Genomic DNA, 20,121 nt, shown 5'->3' with positions numbered 1-20,121 from the left:
GTCTTATAATGGATATCACCATATATACAGATAATAAAACGGTTACAAGTAACTTTGCTATCTCAGAATTAACTACTTACCTTTTCAAATTATTTGCAAAGAAAGTAGTGGAAATTGACAATGTACAAGCTGATCTTGTTTTATCTGTAATACCAGATAATAAAGAAACAGATTGTATTTCTATTCGATTAGCCAATGGGCAGGGAACAATTGTTGGTAATTCAGATATTGCACTATTGATAGGTGTTTATCGTCTGTTAAATGAATTTGGTGTGGTATTTACTCGGCCTGGTCGACAGAATGAAGTTGTTCCAACTTTGGATGGAGCGGTGTGGGAAGCAAAAGTTATTTCTGTTGATGAGGTAGCGAGTTATAAGCACAGAGGAGTTTGTATAGAGGGTGCAGACTCGTATGAGAATGTCTCAGATTTCATTGATTGGTTGCCAAAGATTCGCATGAATAGCTTTTTTATTCAGTTTGAGAATCCGTACTCTTTTTTGAAGAGATGGTATGAGCATGAGTTTAATCCTTATCAAGAAAAAGAGCCATTCAATCAAGAAATTGCTCAAAAAATGAGTGACCGTCTTGATAAGGAACTAGCTAAACGTGGCTTACGTCATCATCGAGTTGGTCATGGGTGGACTGGTGAAGTTTTAGGATATTCCTCAAAATATGGTTGGGAATCAGGATTGACATTACCAAAGGAAAAAGAGCATTTGGTAGCTCAATTAGACGGTAAGCGAGAGCTATATAATACTGCACCGATTTTAACAAGTCTCTGTTTTTCGAATTCGGAAGTAAGTCAAAAGATGGTAGAGTTAATCGTTTCTTATGCTAAGGAGCGACCTGATGTCGATTATTTACATGTATGGTTGTCTGATGCTCGCAATAATATTTGTGAATGTGAGGACTGTCAGAAAGATATTCCAGCTGATCAATATATTCGGATTTTAAACGAATTAGATGTTGCCTTAGAAGCTGAAAATTTGGAAACGAAGATCTGTTTCTTACTATATCATGAGTTGCTATTTGCTCCGAAGTATGAAATCTTAAAAAATCCAAATCGATTTACCATGATGTTTGCTCCGATTACACGTACATTCGAAAAGAGTTACGCAGATGTCAATTATGAAGGAGGAATCCCGCAAGCAAAATCTTATATTAGAAACAAAATGGTTCTTCCAAATTCCTTGGAGGAAAATCTGTCATATTTATTTAGCTGGAAAAAGATGTTCCAAGGAGATAGTTTTGTCTATGACTATCCATTAGGTCGAGCGCACTATGGTGATTTTGGATACATGAAGATTAGTAAAACGATTTATCGGGATGTACAGTTTTTAGAGCAGTTACAGTTAAACGGCTATATCAGTTGCCAAGAATTACGTGCAGGATTCCCGCATAATTTCCCGAATTATGTGATGGGACAAATGTTATGGAATAAAGAACAAGTATACGAAGACTTAAAGACACACTACTTCTCAGCACTTTATGGAAAAAATTGGCCTGAGGCTGTTTCGTATTTGGAAACGTTGTCACGGTATTCATCGTGTGATCATTTTAATGCTATTGGGGAACGTCAGAATGCTATCTTGGGAGTAGAGTATGCTGTATCGCGCAATCTCGCAGATAATATGTTGCCTGTTATCGAAAAAAATATTGTAGAGAATTGTGGAATACAACGGCATGAATGGCGGCAATTAGCCTATCATAGAGAATACATCGTAAAGATGAGTACTGCGTTAGCTTTGCTAGCTTCTGGAAATCTCCAAGAAGCACAAAGAAAATGGCGAGATGTACTGGATTACATTCGTAATCATGAAATGCATTTCCAGCAAAACTTAGATGTGTATCGTGTTATTGAGGTTGCAAAAAATTATGCAGGTTTTACCTTGTGATTCCTGCGCCTTATTCTAGATAGATAAAAATTTGAACTAGAGCGGAAGAGGAAGAATGTATAAAAGTGGTTGATGTTGATCAAACGAACAAGCACAAATATCATTATTCTTGGAAGCTCTTTTTTATCAGGTTCGATATCTGTTATAAAATTCACTCGTAATTGTCCAGTTAAGGGAACAATTCAGTCATCACAGGCTCTATTTTTCCATCAATACGGCTTTCAATATTGAACATTTTTTTGATTTTGTCCTGTTCTTTTATCTTTCTCGTTTAACGGATGGGACATCATCACGTTCGGCTGATAGTGCTAAATCCCCGAACTAACTTCCATTGCTCCTTAAAGTGGCATTTAGTCTGAAAAAACGCTAAAAACTAGTGGAAATTCATGTCAGATTGGACTATCGGTACGATCTGAGAGAGTTAAGTGTTTGTGTTTCATGATAGATTACCTACTTGTCCCAAAGTAAGTTCTACCTTATTTTTCTGTCTCAGTCTAACTTTTGGTTTTTACCACACCTAGAATTTACTCTGAGATTTTACATTCAAAAAATAATCATATATTTTACTTTACAAGTTCTCAATATTTGTATATAATAGAGAGCGTGTGTGATGGACGCACAAAAAAACGGTTAATCCGCTGAGACCATGCTCTCATGATTGGCAAGATAGGAGAATAGAAAACATGAATCCATTAATTCAAAGTTTGACAGAAGGTCAACTTCGTACTGATATCCCTGCATTCCGTCCTGGTGACACTGTGCGTGTTCACGCAAAGGTTGTTGAGGGAAGCCGCGAGCGTATCCAGATCTTTGAGGGGGTTGTTATCTCTCGTAAAGGTCAAGGAATCTCAGAAATGTATACTGTCCGCAAAATTTCAAGCGGTATCGGTGTAGAACGTACATTCCCAATCCACACTCCACGTGTTGATAAAATTGAAGTAGTACGCTACGGTAAAGTACGTCGTGCGAAATTGTACTACCTACGTGCATTACAAGGTAAAGCAGCGCGTATCAAAGAAATCCGTCGTTAATCAACGATTGGAATTTCAATCTATTACGGATATGGGCACCCGCAAGGGTGCTTTTCATTTTTTTCTTGCAATCTTTCCCTGTCTACGATACAATAAAAGAACCTTCCCTTAGTTAAATGGATATAACAAATTCCTCCTAAGAATTAGTTGCAGGTTCGATTCCTGCAGGGGAGATATAAAAACAGCAAAAACCCTTTGAACATCACTGTTTTTAAGGGTTTTCTGATGCCTAAAATATAAGCGAAGGGAAAGATAAGAGCATATTAAAAGAGTTCTTCGGTATAGCCTAACCTGTCGTGCGTTGTATGAGAATTTATTTTAAGGGTGATTTGTGGGGAGGACCCTCAATTCGATCTATTATTGCTTTAATTGGAACTAGTCCTCGCTTAGGTGAGGTAGTATTTTGTGTATTAACCCATTTCCCTCGAAAAATTGGTTTAGATTTGGTAGAATAGGGATAAGAAATCCTGAAGCCCACTAAACAGAATGCGTGATGTACATTTAGGGAGCTATTCATTTAGGATAAGGATAGGAGAAAAATTATGGAAAATCATCATCGAGAGTTTCGGTTTTCGGCAAGCTCGATTATGGGGTTTGTCTGGCGTGGCATAGTGGTTGGGATTGTTTCAGGGATAGTAGTTAGCCTATTTCGTCTGGCCATTGAGATACTTTTTGAGCTGGTTTTATCGCAGTATCATGCTGCTCAAGCCAATCCGATTCGTCTCGTACCGATTACTCTAGTCAGTCTACTGGTAGTTTGGCTGATTAGCCTATTAGTCAAGTCTGATCCAGATATTAAGGGCTCAGGGATTCCCCATATTGAGGGAGAATTAAAGGGCTTGCTGCGTACGGATTGGTGGAGTGTACTTTGGAAAAAATTTGTGGCAGGCGTATGTGCTATTTCAATGGGATTTATGCTCGGGCGTGAGGGACCGAGTATTCAGTTAGGCGCAATGTCAGCTAAAGGTGTAGCGAAATTCCTAAAAGCCAGTCCATTAGAAACGAGAGCCTTTATTGCTAGTGGTGCAGCAGCAGGACTTTCAGCAGCCTTTAATGCACCGATTGCTGGTCTACTTTTTGTAGTAGAAGAAATTTATCACCATTTTTCACGTATGGTGTGGGTAACAGCCTTAGTGGCAAGCCTTGTTGCCAATTTTATTTCATTGAATATTTTTGGCTTAACCCCTGTTTTATCGATGAATCAAGCGTTGCCTTTTCTCTCTTTAAAACAATACTGGATTTTTCTTCTTTTGGGAATCTTTTTAGGGCTAATGGGCTTTGGATATGAAAAAGTGATTTTAAACTTTCATCGTTTCTATGACTTTCTTGGAGAAAAATGTCGGGTACCGTCTTATGCTTATGGGATGATTGGTATTTTGCTGATTATTCCGATTGGTTATTTCTATCCACAGCTACTAGGTGGTGGGCATCGGTTAATTATTTCACTTGCTCAGGAGCATCAAATCTTAGCGACAATCTGTCTTTATTTTTTCATTCGGTTTGTTTGGAGCATGATTTCCTATAGTAGTGGTTTACCAGGTGGTATCTTTTTGCCCATGTTAACCTTGGGTTCTCTATTGGGCATGACTTTTGGTCTAATTTTTGAGCAACTTCATCTTGTTTCGGAAACGGCTCTTCCTTTATTTATCGTATTGGGCATGGCAGGGTATTTTGGTGCGATTTCCAAGGCTCCGCTTACTGCGATGATTTTAGTGACCGAGATGGTAGGGGATTTGAAACAACTGATGGCTATTGGTGTGGTTACTCTCGTCTCTTATATTGTGATGGATTTGCTAAAAGGGGAGCCTATTTACGAAGCCATGCTAGCCAAGATGTCTGTCACTGCACCTTCCAATATCATTGAGCCAACGCTGATTGAACTGATTGTATCGGACAAACTAGCTGGTAAACGAGTGCGGGATTTAGATTTACCGAAAAATATTTTACTGACAACTCAGATTCATCATCAGAAATCAGAAGTGGTATCTGGGACCACAGTCCTCCACGCAGGTGCGACCATTTTCTTAGTCGTGAATGAATCAGAAATCAGTAAGGTCAAACAGTTATTGCTATAGCCTTTTTCAAGTTTCTGGTCTTAAAAATGGTGAACAATCCATTCTGTTTGAATCATCATTTTGGGAGTGGGACAGAAATCGATTATCCTCACTCCTTTATTTTTAGGTTCGGGCTAAACTAATCCACTGGATTCGCTTACTCCCACCCCCGCATGTTGACTAGCTTCCACAATTGAGAATTGTGGAAGGCTGGAAATAGAACGAGCGCAGCTCGCCCCTTGCAATTGAGAATTGTGGAAGGCTGGAAATAGAACGAGCATAGTTCGCTCCTTACAATTAAGAATTGTGAAAGGTTGGAAATAGAGCTAGCGAAATGTTCGCTAGCCTCTTCTACTAGAGTGTTGACTTATCAACGTTTTACAAACCAGACAATCCTCGCTTTTTGATTTTCAAGCTCAGATATCAATCGTCACTCCCCTGACTATTGATATGCGTCAAACTGCTCAAACTATGTAACGTAACGAGGTAAGAGACTTTTGTCTCAGCCTCTGGTAAAATTTTTAAAAAGAAGGAGGAGCGATGATTCCCATAAAAGAAAGTTATCAACATCCCTATAGTGTGACGATTCGTTTAGCGGTATTTGGTCTAATCATCGGTCTAATGACAGGTGGCTTAACAACCCTTTTTGGTCGTGTTTTGCTCTGGATTGGAGAATGGCGGACGAGCCATCTTAGCAGTCTCTTGCCTTTTCTAGGACTAGCTGGACTTGCGATTGTTTTTCTTTACCAGCATTTTAGCAAGGAAGCACAAAAAGGAATGGCGCTTGTTTTTGAAGTGGCTCATGGTGAAGATAGAAAGATTCCATCTTCGCTCATTCCACTTGTCATCTTGTCCACTTGGTTAACCCATTTATTTGGTGGGAGTGCTGGGCGAGAAGGAGTTGCAGTCCAGCTTGGTGCAGCTATTTCTCATCAATTTGACCGCTTTTTTACCTTTCCTAAGAACGAACAAGTGATTCTAGTGACCGGTATGGCAGCAGGTTTTGCAGGCTTATTTCAAACCCCGCTTGCAGCCCTCTTTTTTGCCTTAGAGGTGCTTGCAATTGGCCAGCTTCAATTGTATGCCTTACTGCCAGCTCTTGTTGCGGTCTATACTGCTAGTAGCTTCTCTCATCACTTAGGCTTGGAAAAATTTACCCATGTGATTGTAACCACTCCAGAGTTAACCGTTTCCGTGTTTGTCAAATGTATCCTCTTGGGTCTTTTCTTTGGTCTGACTGGCAATGCTTTTATCTCTCTACAGCAGTATCTAAAAAAACAGGCTCTTCACTATTTGCCCAATCCCTATTGGAGAATTGCCATCATTGGTCTAATGCTTAGTCTAGTCATTCGTTTAGCTCATTTTGGACGCTATGCAGGTTTGGGGACGAATTTGATTGAACAGAGCTTTTCAAGCCAGCAAATCTATTCCTATGATTTTCTACTGAAACTGCTTTTTACCACTATAACCCTAGCGGCTGGATTTCAAGGGGGAGAGGTGACACCCTTGTTTGCTGTCGGTGCCTCTCTTGGTGTTATTTTGGCTCCATTTTTTGGACTTCCGGTAGAACTGGTTGCAGCAGCAGGGTATATTAGTGTCTTTGCCAGCGCGACCAATACCTTACTTGCTCCTATATTGATTGGTGGAGAGGTCTTTGGTTTTCATCATCTCCCATTTTTCACCATTACTGTTATCATCAGCTATCTGCTCAATCGCAAGCAGTCTATCTATGGTTTGCAACAAGCTTTAGTTATCGATGTAGAATAAAGAGAAAAGGAAGCCCACAAAATAGGCTTCCTTTTGGTTAACTTACATATATTAGGCCTCTAATGCTGCAACGAGGTCTGTTGCGAAGCGTTCGAGGTTCACGATATCGTCTTCTTCAGCTGCTAAGTCGACCTTGACATTTTCTGCTCCTTTGGTTGCACCACGTGAAGCGAGCATATGGTCAAAATCGTCTACTGACTTACAGAAATCTTCATAGAAGGTGTCACCAGATCCGCAGACCCCATAGATTTTTCCTGTCAGGTCATAATCCGCTAAATCTGTGTAGAAATCAACGATTTCATCAGGCAATTCACCGTCTGCACCGTATGAATAGGTGTAGGTTGCCACGATGATAATATCCGCATCCAAGATTTCTTCTGTTTCAACGGTGGTACACTCGTCATTGTGTACCTCCAGACCGAGTTCTTCCAATTTATTTGCGACAATATCCGCAATTTCTTCGGTATTGCCCGTCATACTAGCGTAGACAATTTTTGCCAGTGCCATAGTTTCCTCCCAAAATAGATGATAGCCTTAGTATACCATATTCTCCAAATTTTCAAAAGCGCTACTTTTATGATAGAATGAAAAAAAGGAGTGCTTAGAATGCTAGAAAAGATTTTAGAAAAAATAAGAGAGTACCAAACCATTGTCATTCACCGTCATATGCGGCCGGATCCAGATGCCCTAGGTAGTCAGGTTGGCCTGCAGCGTCTATTGCAGAAAAATTTTCCAGAAAAAACAATCAAGGTGACCGGCTACACAGAGCCAAATCTTGCTTGGTTGGCGCAAATGGAAACAGTAGCAGATGAGGAGTACCAAGGAGCATTGGTTATTGTGACGGACACAGCCAATCAAGCTCGTATTGATGACAAACGCTATAATCAGGGCGATTTTCTCATCAAGATGGACCATCACCCCAACGATGAAGTCTACGGAGATCTTTCATGGGTCAATACCAGCGCTAGCTCTTGTAGCGAAATGATTGCGCAGTTTGCCTTTGATATGGGGTTGGAAATAGATGCGGATATTGCCTATTTACTCTATGCAGGTATTGTGGGGGATACAGGGCGCTTTTTGTATCCAACAACTTCGGTAAAAACATTTGAAATCGTGGCAAAACTTCGTCAGTATGAGTTTGATTTTGCAGGTCTTTCGCGGCAAATGGAATCAGTTGATTATAGTGTTGCTAAGTTAATTGGCTATGTCTATGATCATTTAGAAATTGATGAAAATGGAGCAGCACGTGTGCTTCTCAGCCAGACCTTGCTCAAGGAATTTGGTATTGGAGATGCAGATACCTCTTTTATCGTAGGAGTGCCTGGTCGTGTCAATATAGTCAAAAGCTGGGGAATTTTTGTTGAGCAACCTGACGGTTCTTATCGGGTGCGGTTGCGCAGTAAGTTTCTCCCTATCAATGAAATTGCCAAGCGCCATCATGGAGGAGGTCATCCTTTAGCCAGTGGCGCCAACTCATATTCTACTGAAGAAAATGAGCAAATTTACCAAGAATTAAAGCAGGTAGCAGCCGATGCAAGCGAGTAGTCGACAACTTCGTCTCATGGGAACGGTCATTGATATTAAAATTTGGCACCAAGAGGCAGAGCCTATTTTAGACCAAGTAGAGGAGCTCTTATATCTGTATAAAGATCGGTTTTCGGCTAACGATTTAACATCTGAGCTTATGGAAGTGAATTATAATGCAGGGGTTCAAGCAGTCCCTGTTGCGTCTGATTTATTTGAATTGATTGCACTTGGAAAACGTCATAGTTGCGCTTCCAATAGCCGTTTAAATATTACGATTGGTCCTCTCGTACAAACTTGGCGGATTGGCTTTTCAGATGCGCGTGTTCCTAGCCAAGCAGAGATTGATGAAAAATTAGCCTTAATCAATCCACAAGACATTGAATTAGATGAGGAAACCCAGTCCGTCTATTTACGAAAAGAAGGAATGGCCATTGACCTAGGTGCCCTTGCTAAAGGCTATATTGCAGATCGAATTGTTGAGCACTTGCAGCGTATTGGCGTATCACGAGGCCTCATCAATCTGGGAGGCAATGTCCTGACATTTGGCCAGGCTAACCACAATCCAGATGGCCAGTGGCATATCGGTATTCAGCATCCAAACCTTCCAAGAGGAAATAATATTGCTATTGTAAAAATTGAAGACGGCTCAGTTGTCACCTCAGGTATCTACGAACGAACCTTTACCTATGAAGGAAAAACCTACCACCATATCTTTGATAGTCAGACAGGTTATCCCGTCACAAGTGATGTCGCAAGTCTGACCATTGTTTCCAAACAATCAGTTGACGGAGAAATCTGGACCACCCGTTTATTCGGACGCCCCATCCAAGAAATCTACCAAACAGTTAAAGACCAAGAAGGGATTGAAGCAATTCTCATTACTCAAAAAAATCAGCTGCTTCTCACCCCAGGTTTGCGCAATAAGCTAGTAGTGGCAAATGGAGACTAAGTTTGAAAGAATTAGATTATGACATCACTGATTTGTCGCTTCTAGGGCAAATGCTGATCAATGCATCTACGGATACTGATTCTGGAGCATCTGAGGGCTATTTTGGAAGCAAGATTAAAACGGATGCCGATTCGGGTGCCTCTATTCAATAAAAAATAGAAAAAATAGTTGCTAAGTGTTGTAAAATATGATAGACTATACAGGTATTATCTATGGCTCGACAAAGAGTCCATGGCAGAAAGGAATTTTTAAAATGAAAAAAGATATCCATCCAGAATATCGCACTGTTGTCTTCATGGACACAACTACTGGTTACAAGTTCCTTAGCGGTTCTACAAAGAACTCTAAAGAAACTATCGAATTTGAAGGTGAAACATACCCGTTGATTCGTGTGGAAATTTCATCAGACTCACACCCATTCTACACAGGACGTCAAAAGTTCACGCAAGCAGATGGACGTGTGGATCGTTTCAACAAAAAATACGGTCTCAAATAAAAAACGGTCCAGTGGACCGTTTTTTCGTGAGCCAAGAAATGAAAGAGCGGCTCTCAGCCCAGTGGGCTGTTTTTTCATGAGTTGGGGAATAAGTGAGCTAGTCTAGGCCTGCTGTGCTATTTTTTAGGTTTAGAAACCCCAAAAAGCGTAGTTACTAGTTATTTTTGTTGGTAAAATTATTTTCTTTGTCCTATCTTCCTAGTTCAAAATTTTTCTCTTTTCTGCTATACTGGAATGGTGAGCTATTTGAAAGTATGAGGAATGAAAATGAATAGGAAGAATTCAATAGAGAGCAGGGTTGACTATGCTTTGATTTTGCCGGTCTTTTTTTTATTGTTAATTGGTTTGATAGCGGTCTATGTAGCTGTCAGCCAAGATTATCCGCATAATGTGGCAACAATTGTTGGACAGCAACTGATATGGATTTTTACGGGAATTGCTTTTGCGTTTTTGGTGATGTTCTTCAGTACGAAATTTTTATGGCAGATGACTCCTTTATTGTATTTGCTCGGTTTAGGATTGATGGTGCTTCCAATCGTGTTTTACAGTCCGGAGCTAGTAGCTTCAACAGGGGCGAAAAACTGGGTAACTATTCGTGGTGTGACCCTCTTTCAGCCCTCTGAATTTATGAAAATTTCCTACATCATCATGACGGCCCGTACCATTGTCAGCTTTCAGAAAAAACACCCAATAAGAAACCTTCAAAAAGATTTTCAGCTGATTGCTTATCTCGTTTTATGGACGATTCCTGTACTTGGACTTCTCTACTTTCAAAAAGATTTAGGGACTTCCTTGGTTTTTCTAGCAATTTTCAGTGGGATGGTGCTGATTTCAGGAGTTTCATGGAAAATTCTCTTGCCAACCTTTGTTGGAGCAGTGATCTTGATAGGTGGATTTTTACTCTTGTTTATCGCTCCTGGTGGGACAACCTTTTTATACAACATAGGAATGGATACCTACAAAATCAATCGTATCGCAGCATGGTTAGACCCTTTTAAAAACGCTAAGTCCACAACCTATCAACAGGCACAAAGTTTAATTGCTATTGGTAGCGGTGGTCTCAAAGGAATCGGTTTTAACAAGACCAATCTCTTGGTTCCTGTTCGGGAAAGTGATATGATTTTTACGGTGATTGGAGAGAATTTTGGCTTTATTGGTGGAGTCACTTTGATTGGTCTTTATACATTGCTTATCTATCGTATGTTGCGGATTACTTTGCAGTGCAATAATCGCTTTTATACCTACGTATCGACAGGCTACATTATGATGCTGCTCTTTCATGTTTTTGAAAATATCGGTGCAGCCATTGGAGTTCTTCCCTTGACAGGAATTCCTTTGCCGTTTATTTCACAAGGTGGCTCATCCATCATTTCCAATCTTATCGGTGTTGGATTGATGTTATCCATGAGTTATCAATATACCTTGTCAAACGAACAGCGTTGGAATAAGTCGCGAACATATAAGAAAATCACAATAAAACGTGTAGAAAGATAGGTGTTTTTATGAAAAAAGTAGCAGTTGTATTAGCAAATGGTTTTGAAGAAATAGAAGCCTTGACACCTGTAGATGTCTTGCGCCGTGCCTCAATTGAGTGTGATATGGTCGGATTGACGGATTTAGAAGTCGAAGGGTCCCATGGGATCAAAGTCCAAGCAGATAAGGTCTTTTCAGGCGAATTTTCAGACTATGATATGGTCGTTTTGCCAGGGGGAATGCCAGGGTCTGTTCATTTACGTGACCATGATGGCTTGGTTGCAGCTTTACAAGTTGCTGCAGCAAGCGGAAAATGGATTGCAGCCATATGCGCTGCGCCAATTGTTTTAGAAAGAGCGGGCTTGCTGACGGATCGTCGGTACACATGTTACCCAGGTAAAGAAGCAGAAATCCCTTCTGGTCAGCATGTAGCAGAGACCGTGGTCGTTGATGAAAAGATCATTACCAGTCGAGGAGCAGGTACCAGCCTTGCTTTTGCCTACCAACTAGTTGATGTACTTGGTGGAGATGGGGATAGCCTAGCACAAGCTATGGTTTATGAGCGCTAAACCTTGGCACCTATATAGAGGGAGAGTAGCTAGATAGAGTAAAGGAGGAACGAGCTGATTTCGCTGGAATCAGACTTGGAATCCTCCTTTTTTTCTAGGAAAATGGCGGAAAATATGATACAATAAGGAGTACTAGTCTAGCTAGTTTTATCATGAAAAAACTGTTTTTATAAGGCTTTCTTGGAAATAAGAGAAATCAAGAAGCAATCGTAAGAGCAGGTTGAAGGAAGAAAAATGACAGAAGAAATAAACAAAATAAAGGAAAAGGCGCAAGAATACGATGCCAGTCAGATTCAGGTATTGGAAGGGCTAGAAGCGGTTCGCCTGCGTCCAGGGATGTATATTGGCTCAACCTCAAAAGAGGGCTTGCATCACTTGGTGTGGGAAATTGTTGATAACTCTATTGACGAGGCACTGGCTGGTTTTGCGACCCATATTGAGCTTTATATTGAAAAAGATAATTCCATTACCGTTGTCGACAATGGACGTGGGATTCCTGTTGATATTCAGGAAAAAACTGGACGTCCAGCGGTTGAAACGGTCTTTACCGTGCTCCATGCTGGAGGAAAATTCGGCGGTGGGGGCTACAAGGTTTCAGGAGGTTTGCACGGTGTTGGCTCTTCGGTCGTAAATGCCTTGTCTACTCAGTTAGATGTCCGTGTGTACAAAAATGGTCAAGTTTATTACCAAGAATACCGTCGTGGGGAAGTCGTAGCAGATCTAGAAGTGATTGGCGAAACAGACCAATCAGGTACAACGGTTCATTTCACGCCAGACCCTGAAATTTTCACAGAAACGACAGAATTTGACTTTGCAAAATTGAATAAGCGTGTGCAAGAGTTGGCCTTTCTCAATCGTGGCTTACGTCTATCGATCATCGACAAGCGAGAAGGGCTGGAGCAAAGCAAGGAATACCACTATGAGGGCGGTATCGCTTCCTATGTCGAATACCTCAATGAAAACAAGGATGTCATCTTTGAGACACCGATTTACACGGATGGCGAAATGGATGATATTACAGTCGAAGTGGCGATGCAATACACGACAAGCTATCATGAAAATGTAATCAGCTTTGCTAATAATATCCACACCCATGAAGGTGGAACGCATGAGCAAGGTTTCCGCACAGCCTTGACCCGTGTCATTAATGACTATGCTAAGAAAAATAAAATTCTCAAGGAAAATGAGGACAACTTAACGGGTGAGGATGTCCGAGAAGGGTTGACAGCTGTTATTTCCGTCAAGCACCCTGGCCCACAATTTGAGGGACAAACCAAGACCAAGCTGGGAAACAGCGAGGTAGTGAAAATTACCAACCGCCTCTTTTCGGAAGCCTTTTCAGAATTTCTGCTGGAGAATCCGCAGATTGCTCGTCGCATCGTTGAAAAAGGAATTTTAGCAAGTAAGGCTCGGATTGCTGCTAAACGAGCCCGCGAAGTAACACGCAAAAAATCAGGATTAGAGATTTCAAACCTTCCAGGCAAATTGGCAGACTGCTCCTCAAATGATCCAGCTCAAACAGAACTCTTTATTGTAGAGGGGGATTCAGCGGGAGGTTCAGCAAAATCAGGACGTAACCGCGAATTTCAAGCAATTTTGCCAATTCGTGGAAAAATCCTCAACGTTGAAAAAGCCAGTATGGATAAAATTTTGGCCAACGAAGAGATTCGCAGTCTGTTTACCGCTATGGGAACTGGATTTGGAGCGGACTTTGATGTGACCAAGGCACGCTACCAAAAGCTCGTCATCATGACAGATGCCGATGTCGATGGTGCCCACATTCGTACCCTTCTTTTGACTCTCTTTTACCGCTATATGCGCCCAATTGTCGAAGCGGGCTATGTCTATATTGCGCAGCCACCGATTTATGGGGTCAAGGTCGGAAGCGAGGTGAAAGAGTATATTCAGCCTGGTGTCAATCAGGAGCAAGAATTGCAAGAAGCCTTGGAGCGATACAGTCAAGGACGTTCGAAACCAACAATTCAGCGCTATAAAGGACTTGGGGAAATGGATGATCATCAGCTGTGGGAAACGACGATGAATCCCGAAAATCGTTTAATGGCACGTGTATCAGTTGATGATGCAGCAGAGGCAGATAAGATTTTTGACATGTTAATGGGAGATAAGGTAGAACCACGTCGCGAATTTATCGAAGAAAATGCGGTATATTCCACACTTGACGTATAATTTTCTAAAAAACGAGTGCATATCGCTGAAAAGTATGGTATAATAAAGCGATATTTTCCAGTACAAATTATTATCTAAGGAGATTTACATGTCTAGAGGAACAATCATTTTAATCGTTGCGATTGTTGTTATCTTAATCATTGCTTATATTGCCTGTCTGATTGCTCGTAAACGCAATGATAACTTATTGATTGCGTTAGAAGATCGAAAAGAGGATTTATTTAACCTACCTGTCAATGATGAGGTCGAAGCGGTGAAGAGTCTTCATTTGATTGGACAAAGTCAGGTATCTTTCCGTGAGTGGAATCAAAAGTGGGTTGATTTGTCTCTGAATTCATTTGCAGACATTGAAAATCATATTTTTGAAGCCGAAGCCTTTAACAACTCATTCCGCTTTGTGCGAGCAAAAAGTGCTATTGACAGTATCGAAAGTCAAATCGACTTGATTGAAGAAGACATTGCTGCGATTCGTCAGGGCTTGCGTGATTTAAAAGAGCAAGAGGAAAAAAATTCAGGTCGTGTCAAACATGCCTTGGACCTCTTTGATACCCTACAAGAGTCTGTTCGTGAAAATGCAGAACAGTACGGCGAAACCCTACCAGAATTAGAAAAGCAACTCAAAAATATTGAAGTTGAATTTTCAGAATTTGTCATGTTGAACTCGTCTGGTGACCCAATTGAAGCTGCAGGTATTCTTGATAAGACAGAAAATCACATGATTGCTCTCAATCAAATTATGGAGCGCATCCCTGCTTTGATTGAAAAGGTCACTCAAACTTTCCCAGATCAATTGGAAGATTTAGAAGCTGGTTACCGGAAACTGGTCGAAGAAGGCTATCTTTTCATAGAAGGTAATATTGAAGTTCGTTTCCAAGAAATTCGTGTGGCTATCCGTGAAAATACAGCTCTGATTGTATCCTTTGATTTGGATGCTGCTGACTCAGAAAATGCGGATATTCAAGCAAAAATTGACCACCTATACAAAGTATTTACGCGTGAAATTGATGCACACCAATCGGCGGCTAAAATCAGTAAAAACTTACCAAAATTCTTGGAGCACATTGCAAATAATACAAAGGTGTTGGTGGAAGAGACAGAACGCTTGAGCACTTCCTACCTATTAGCAGAAAGCAAACAATCTCGTATTCATCAATTATCTGTGAAAGTCGCCTCCTTGGAGACAACAGTTGCTGATAGCATCGAGGAATTAGACAATCCGCAAGTCGCTTACTCCATCTTAGAAGAGCGTTTAGAACATGCTTTGACAGCCTTGAAGGAGATGGAAGAAGAGCAATTAGTCCTAGCAGATTATCTCAAATCTCAAGAAGCGTCTGAGACGAATGCCCGTAAGCAAGCTACTGTTTATGTGAATAAATTACATGTCTTGAAGCGCTATATGGAAAAACGGAATCTCCCTGGAATCCCAGATGAATTTCTATCAATTTTCTTTAGAGCAAGCGACCACGTAGAAGCTTTGCTAGCTGAGTTGGATCACAAGCGCATCAATGTTGAAATTGTCAACCGTTTATTAGAAAATGCGACATTTGATATGGGAGAAGTAGAAGAAACAGCTTACCGTATTGTACAAAATGCAGCTCTAACAGAACAATTGTTGCAGTATTCAAATCGTTACCGTTCATCTAGTGACAGTATTCAAAAGGCTTTCAATCGTTCATTAGCAACTTTTGAAAAGGACTTTGACTATCAAGCCGCATTTGAAGAAATTTCATTTGCCTTAGAAACTGTTGAGCCAGGAGTGACAGAGCGATTTGTGCGCTCCTACGAAAAAACAAAAGAAACCATTCGTTATTAAAAACAAAAAGCCCTTGGGCTTTTTGTTTTATAGAAAGAGTTGGACAAAACTCACAAAGAAAAATATCAGGAGATTCGTGTTGGTGACAAATTCATGAAAAGTTACCCGACATGGACATTAAAATGATAAAATCTATAAATCAGATAAAGGAGAAAAAAGTGACAGTAAAAGGACTATTGGTCATGGATGTGGACAGCACCTTGATTTTAGAAGAGGGGATTGACTTACTAGGTGAGGAAGCTGGTGTCGGTGAGAAAGTCGCAGCCATTACAGAGCGAGCGATGAGAGGAGAGTTGGATTTTAAAGAGGCACTTGCTGAGCGTGTCGCTCTACTAAAAGGTCTGCCCTTGAGCGTTTTTGACCATATTTTAGAAAAGATTCATTTTACACCGGGTGCTCGTGAATTGGTTACAGAATTGCACCAGAGAGGATACAAGGTTGCTGTTGTTTCAGGAGGTTTTCATGAAACGGTTGATAAGCTGGCAGAGAAGCTGGGGCTTGATTATGTCAAGGCCAATCGTCTGGAAACTGAAAATGGAATCTTGACTGGTCGAGTTTTAGGAGAGATTGTCACGAAAGAGACTAAAAAGGAGTGTTTAGAAAAATGGGCACTCGAAAATGGTCTGCATTTAGCTGATACAATCGCAGTTGGAGATGGTGCCAATGACCTCCCGATGATTCAAGTGGCAGGAATAGGCATTGCCTTTTGTGCCAAACCAATCGTACGAGAACAGGCACCTTATCAAATCAATGAAAAAAATCTAATCAAAGTTCTGGATGTCATGGACGGATTGATGGAAGATAAAAAAAAAGGAGTGGGAGAAAAATCGTGATTTCGTAGAAATCGATTTTCCCCACTCCCTTTTTGCTTTCAACCAAATAATTTTTTCCAAAAAGAAGTTTTTTTCTCTGTTTTTGGCGTTGTAGGGTAGAGAAGTTCTGTAAATTGTTGAGAGAGCTCGTAGGTGTCTACCTGACTAGGGCAGTTTGTATGAATGACCAGACCATATTGTTTTGAACAATCTTCAGAGACAATCGTAGCCTCACAGCCTAATTCTTGCGCCATTTTGAGATAGAGAATTTGCTTCTGGCTATCAATGTAGGGGGAAATTTTGACAAAAATAGGCTGAAAATCCTTGCTCAGTTGCCGCAACATCTCCTTGAAATGCTCTAGTAGCTCGTGTGAATTTGCCTCGTCAATGTTACACAAGCCAATCACTCGTTCTTCAAAGGTTTGTAAAAATCTTCGCTGCTCATCTGGATTGAGTTTCAACCCTCCAGCAGCCTGTTGCATAATGATGTCATTTATATCTTTCATATACCTAGTATATCATAAGACGGTTAAATAGAAAATGGACAGATGAAATCCTTCTCGCTTTTCCTCGGAAAATGAGTGCAACTGTGGTACAATAAGGTCACGTATAGCAAAGGAGTTCAATTATGAAAATTATCCATAAGGAGATCGTGCCAGGTTTTATCCTGTCCTTTCTAGTAGCAGTCCTTGCAAAAGGGCTAGCTAGGTTTTTCCCCAGTATCGGAGCGGCTAGTTTAGCTATTTGTATCGGGATTTTTTTAGGAAATACAATCTGTAGAAGCACGCGATTTGAAAAAGGGACAAAATTCTCAGAAAGTAGGCTGTTAGAAATTTCAGTTGCCCTACTTGGTCTAACCGTGACCTTTCAAACGATTGCTCACTTGGGATTATCTGGTCTTTTCTATATTCTTCTCATGATGGCTAGTGTCATTACCTTTAGCTATTTTCTAGGGAAAAAATTAGGGTTCAAAGAAGAAATGGCCCTCATGATTGCAGGGGGAAATGCGGTTTGTGGCTCATCGGCTATCGGAGCTATTGCTCCAGCTATTCGAGCTGATAGTAAGGACAAGGGACAGGCGATTGTACTCATCAACTTACTCGGTACGATTTTACTCTTTGTCTTACCTGTTATCGGCGTTAGACTATTAGGCTTTTCTGATTTAGCAAATAGCGCTCTGACAGGAGGTGTTTTACAGTCAGTCGGTCAAGTCGTAGCCGCTGCCAGCCTGATCAATGCAAATGTCACCCAATATGCGACCCTGTTTAAGATTACCCGTATCCTCTTTCTAGTGGTTGTCGTATTTGCCTTTGAGCGCTTGATGACCAAGAGGAAAGGAATAACTCCTGCTGAAAATACCAATCTGAAATCGGTTTTAGCCAGCATTCCGTGGTATATCCTAGCTTTTCTCACCCTTTGTTTGTTGAATAGTTTTTTCCCACTTCCATTCTTTTTCGGGAAAACCTCTACATTTTTCAGTTCTTGGTTTGAATTGACAGCCCTTGCAGCGATTGGGCTACGCCTAGACTTTAAGAAGTTTCTCCAAGAAGGCCCTAAATTTCTGATTTACATGGGCTTGATAGGTGTCTTTCAAGTCAGTCTAGCCTTACTACTGATTTTTCTGCTTAGAATTGGATAGGAGTAGAAACAAGGAAGCGTTATCATTGCTAGAAGTGCGAAAAAAATAAGTTTTTCCTTGAAAAAAACGCATTTTTAAGGTAACATGGTTTAGTAAATAAAATTAACTCAAAGGAGAGTAAAAAATGTCAATTATTACTGATGTTTACGCTCGCGAAGTCCTAGACTCACGCGGTAACCCAACACTGGAAGTAGAAGTTTACACTGAATCAGGCGCATTCGGTCGTGGTATGGTTCCTTCAGGAGCTTCTACTGGTGAGCATGAAGCAGTTGAGCTTCGTGATGGAGATAAATCTCGTTACCTTGGTCTTGGTACACAAAAAGCTGTTGATAACGTAAACAACGTTATCGCAGACGCTATCATCGGTTACGACGTTCGTGACCAACAAGCAATCGACCGTGCAATGATTGCTCTTGACGGTACTCCAAACAAAGGTAAATTGGGTGCAAACGCAATCCTTGGCGTGTCTATCGCTGTAGCACGTGCTGCTGCTGACTACCTTGAAATCCCACTTTACAGCTACCTTGGTGGATTCAATACAAAAGTTCTTCCAACACCAATGATGAACATCGTTAACGGTGGTTCTCACTCAGATGCTCCAATTGCTTTCCAAGAATTCATGATCTTGCCAGTTGGTGCGCCAACTTTCAAAGAAGGTCTTCGTTGGGGTGCTGAAGTATTCCACGCTTTGAAGAAAATCTTGAAAGCTCGTGGTTTGGTAACAGCTGTTGGTGACGAAGGTGGATTCGCTCCTAAATTCGAAGGAACTGAAGACGGTGTTGAAACAATCATCGAAGCAATCGAAGCAGCTGGTTACGAAGCTGGTGAAAATGGAATCATGATTGGTTTTGACTGTGCATCATCTGAATTCTACGACAAAGAGCGTAAAGTATACGACTACACTAAATTTGAAGGTGAAGGAGCTGCTGTACGTACTTCTGCAGAGCAAATCGATTACCTTGAAGAATTGGTAAACAAATATCCAATCATCACAATTGAAGATGGTATGGATGAAAACGACTGGGACGGTTGGAAAGCTCTTACTGAACGTCTTGGTAAACGTGTACAATTGGTTGGTGACGACTTCTTCGTTACAAACACTGACTACCTAGCACGTGGTATCAAAGAAGGTGCTGCTAACTCAATCCTTATCAAAGTAAACCAAATCGGTACATTAACTGAAACATTTGAAGCAATTGAAATGGCGAAAGAAGCTGGATACACTGCGGTTGTATCACACCGTTCAGGTGAAACAGAAGATTCAACAATCGCTGACATCGCAGTTGCAACAAACGCTGGTCAAATCAAGACAGGTTCATTGTCACGTACTGACCGTATTGCGAAATACAACCAATTGCTTCGCATCGAAGATCAACTTGGTGAAGTTGCAGTATACAAAGGGTTGAACTCTTTCTACAACTTGAAAAAATAATCTCTTTATGGGGTTAAGGGCTTAAAAGCCTTGATAAATCAACACTCTAGGGCGTTATCCTAGGGTGTTTTTTTGGGGGATTTACTACCCTTTGTACTACCCCAATTTTAGAGATTGTTCTTTTTGTTAAGTATAAAATCAACGCAAACGACTACTACAAAACCTACTCTACTGGTTATCTATCAGATGGGGTAACCTTGCCATGGCAGGGTTATTTTTTAGACCTTGAATTGTCAAATTAAGTGCATTTCTTCTTCATAAAATATGTTCTCCAGTTAAGACATTTTCTAGATCTATTGTTTAGCTTGTCTGATAAATTAACGGTATATAGACTAAAAGCCCTTAGAAGCGATTTTAGGGGCTTTTCTGGTATAATTATGAATATAGAATCGCTCTCTTAACGTTTGTTGAGGGAGCTTTTTAACATGGTTTAATATGTTTTTTGTTTTAATAACTTAAAAGTATTTAAAATAATAA

The 20,121-nt window shown here is 40.7% G+C and carries 18 protein-coding genes and 1 tRNA gene; 16 read left to right on the top strand and 3 right to left on the bottom strand.

The window, feature by feature from the left end; all coding sequences use genetic code 11:
• Window positions 1–8: 8 nt before the first annotated feature.
• The 4 genes from A4H00_RS11610 to A4H00_RS00070 all read left to right on the top strand — a co-directional run bounded on the left by A4H00_RS11610 (window position 9) and on the right by A4H00_RS00070 (window position 5,001).
• Window positions 9–1,895 (top strand): DUF4838 domain-containing protein, encoded by a 1,887-nt coding sequence (locus A4H00_RS11610; RefSeq protein ID WP_067085769.1) that lies wholly within the window; start codon window positions 9–11, stop codon window positions 1,893–1,895.
• A gap of 683 nt (window positions 1,896–2,578) precedes the next feature.
• Window positions 2,579–2,926, top strand: coding sequence for a 50S ribosomal protein L19 (gene rplS / locus A4H00_RS00080; RefSeq protein ID WP_067085767.1), 348 nt, complete (start codon window positions 2,579–2,581; stop codon window positions 2,924–2,926).
• 102 nt (window positions 2,927–3,028) lie between these two features.
• Window positions 3,029–3,100 (top strand) — tRNA-Arg (locus tag A4H00_RS00075).
• Between the two features lie 368 nt (window positions 3,101–3,468).
• Window positions 3,469–5,001: a ClC family H(+)/Cl(-) exchange transporter gene (locus tag A4H00_RS00070; protein ID WP_067085765.1), complete on the top strand. Its 1,533-nt coding sequence runs from the start codon at window positions 3,469–3,471 to the stop codon at window positions 4,999–5,001.
• A gap of 113 nt (window positions 5,002–5,114) precedes the next feature.
• Here A4H00_RS00070 and A4H00_RS11730 read toward each other — a convergent pair whose 3' ends face one another.
• Window positions 5,115–5,261 (bottom strand): hypothetical protein, encoded by a 147-nt coding sequence (locus A4H00_RS11730; RefSeq protein WP_157770958.1) that lies wholly within the window; start codon window positions 5,259–5,261, stop codon window positions 5,115–5,117.
• Between the two features lie 259 nt (window positions 5,262–5,520).
• Between A4H00_RS11730 and A4H00_RS00065 the strand changes: the two genes are divergently transcribed.
• The gene (locus A4H00_RS00065) at window positions 5,521–6,747 is read left to right on the top strand and encodes a chloride channel protein (protein WP_067085762.1); all 1,227 of its coding nucleotides are present in this window, start codon (window positions 5,521–5,523) and stop codon (window positions 6,745–6,747) included.
• A gap of 51 nt (window positions 6,748–6,798) precedes the next feature.
• Here A4H00_RS00065 and A4H00_RS00060 read toward each other — a convergent pair whose 3' ends face one another.
• Entirely contained in the window at window positions 6,799–7,254 is a 456-nt protein-coding gene (locus tag A4H00_RS00060; RefSeq protein ID WP_067085759.1) for a flavodoxin, read from the bottom strand.
• Window positions 7,255–7,353: 99 nt separating this feature from the next.
• Between A4H00_RS00060 and A4H00_RS00055 the strand changes: the two genes are divergently transcribed.
• The 9 genes from A4H00_RS00055 to serB all read left to right on the top strand — a co-directional run bounded on the left by A4H00_RS00055 (window position 7,354) and on the right by serB (window position 16,594).
• Window positions 7,354–8,292, top strand: coding sequence for a DHH family phosphoesterase (locus A4H00_RS00055; RefSeq protein ID WP_067085757.1), 939 nt, complete (start codon window positions 7,354–7,356; stop codon window positions 8,290–8,292).
• Window positions 8,279–9,223: an FAD:protein FMN transferase gene (locus tag A4H00_RS00050; RefSeq protein WP_067085753.1), complete on the top strand. Its 945-nt coding sequence runs from the start codon at window positions 8,279–8,281 to the stop codon at window positions 9,221–9,223. Before A4H00_RS00055 ends, A4H00_RS00050 begins: the two co-directional genes overlap by 14 nt.
• 2 nt (window positions 9,224–9,225) lie before the next feature.
• Window positions 9,226–9,375: a hypothetical protein gene (locus tag A4H00_RS11725; protein WP_157770957.1), complete on the top strand. Its 150-nt coding sequence runs from the start codon at window positions 9,226–9,228 to the stop codon at window positions 9,373–9,375.
• 101 nt (window positions 9,376–9,476) lie between these two features.
• Window positions 9,477–9,719: a type B 50S ribosomal protein L31 gene (locus A4H00_RS00045; RefSeq protein ID WP_067091298.1), complete on the top strand. Its 243-nt coding sequence runs from the start codon at window positions 9,477–9,479 to the stop codon at window positions 9,717–9,719.
• A 261-nt stretch (window positions 9,720–9,980) separates the two neighbouring features.
• The gene (locus A4H00_RS00040; protein ID WP_067085750.1) at window positions 9,981–11,213 is read left to right on the top strand and encodes an FtsW/RodA/SpoVE family cell cycle protein; all 1,233 of its coding nucleotides are present in this window, start codon (window positions 9,981–9,983) and stop codon (window positions 11,211–11,213) included.
• A gap of 8 nt (window positions 11,214–11,221) precedes the next feature.
• A complete protein-coding gene (locus A4H00_RS00035; RefSeq protein ID WP_067085747.1) occupies window positions 11,222–11,761 on the top strand; it encodes a DJ-1 family glyoxalase III in 540 nt (179 codons plus the stop codon).
• 234 nt (window positions 11,762–11,995) lie between these two features.
• Window positions 11,996–13,948 (top strand): DNA topoisomerase (ATP-hydrolyzing) subunit B, encoded by a 1,953-nt coding sequence (gyrB, locus tag A4H00_RS00030; protein ID WP_067085744.1) that lies wholly within the window; start codon window positions 11,996–11,998, stop codon window positions 13,946–13,948.
• Window positions 13,949–14,036: 88 nt separating this feature from the next.
• Entirely contained in the window at window positions 14,037–15,761 is a 1,725-nt protein-coding gene (gene ezrA, locus A4H00_RS00025) for a septation ring formation regulator EzrA (protein WP_067085740.1), read from the top strand.
• A 122-nt stretch (window positions 15,762–15,883) separates the two neighbouring features.
• Window positions 15,884–16,594, top strand: a complete 711-nt coding sequence (gene serB, locus A4H00_RS00020) for a phosphoserine phosphatase SerB (protein WP_067091294.1) — start codon at window positions 15,884–15,886, stop codon at window positions 16,592–16,594.
• 38 nt (window positions 16,595–16,632) lie between these two features.
• Here serB and A4H00_RS00015 read toward each other — a convergent pair whose 3' ends face one another.
• On the bottom strand, window positions 16,633–17,079 hold the full coding sequence (locus tag A4H00_RS00015; RefSeq protein WP_067085735.1) for a DUF1694 domain-containing protein: 447 nt from the start codon (window positions 17,077–17,079) through the stop codon (window positions 16,633–16,635).
• A 122-nt stretch (window positions 17,080–17,201) separates the two neighbouring features.
• Between A4H00_RS00015 and A4H00_RS00010 the strand changes: the two genes are divergently transcribed.
• On the top strand, window positions 17,202–18,212 hold the full coding sequence (locus tag A4H00_RS00010; RefSeq protein ID WP_067085732.1) for a YeiH family protein: 1,011 nt from the start codon (window positions 17,202–17,204) through the stop codon (window positions 18,210–18,212).
• A gap of 124 nt (window positions 18,213–18,336) precedes the next feature.
• Window positions 18,337–19,644 carry a surface-displayed alpha-enolase gene (gene eno, locus A4H00_RS00005; RefSeq protein ID WP_067085729.1) on the top strand — a complete coding sequence of 436 codons (1,308 nt, stop codon included), beginning with the start codon at window positions 18,337–18,339 and terminating at the stop codon, window positions 19,642–19,644.
• Window positions 19,645–20,121: the final 477 nt, after the last annotated feature.

It is taken from the genome of Streptococcus marmotae (assembly GCF_001623565.1).
Lineage (GTDB): Bacteria > Bacillota > Bacilli > Lactobacillales > Streptococcaceae > Streptococcus > Streptococcus marmotae.
The sequence above is the reverse complement of the archived record's forward strand: the minus strand, read 5'-3'. Positions and strand labels throughout refer to the sequence as shown.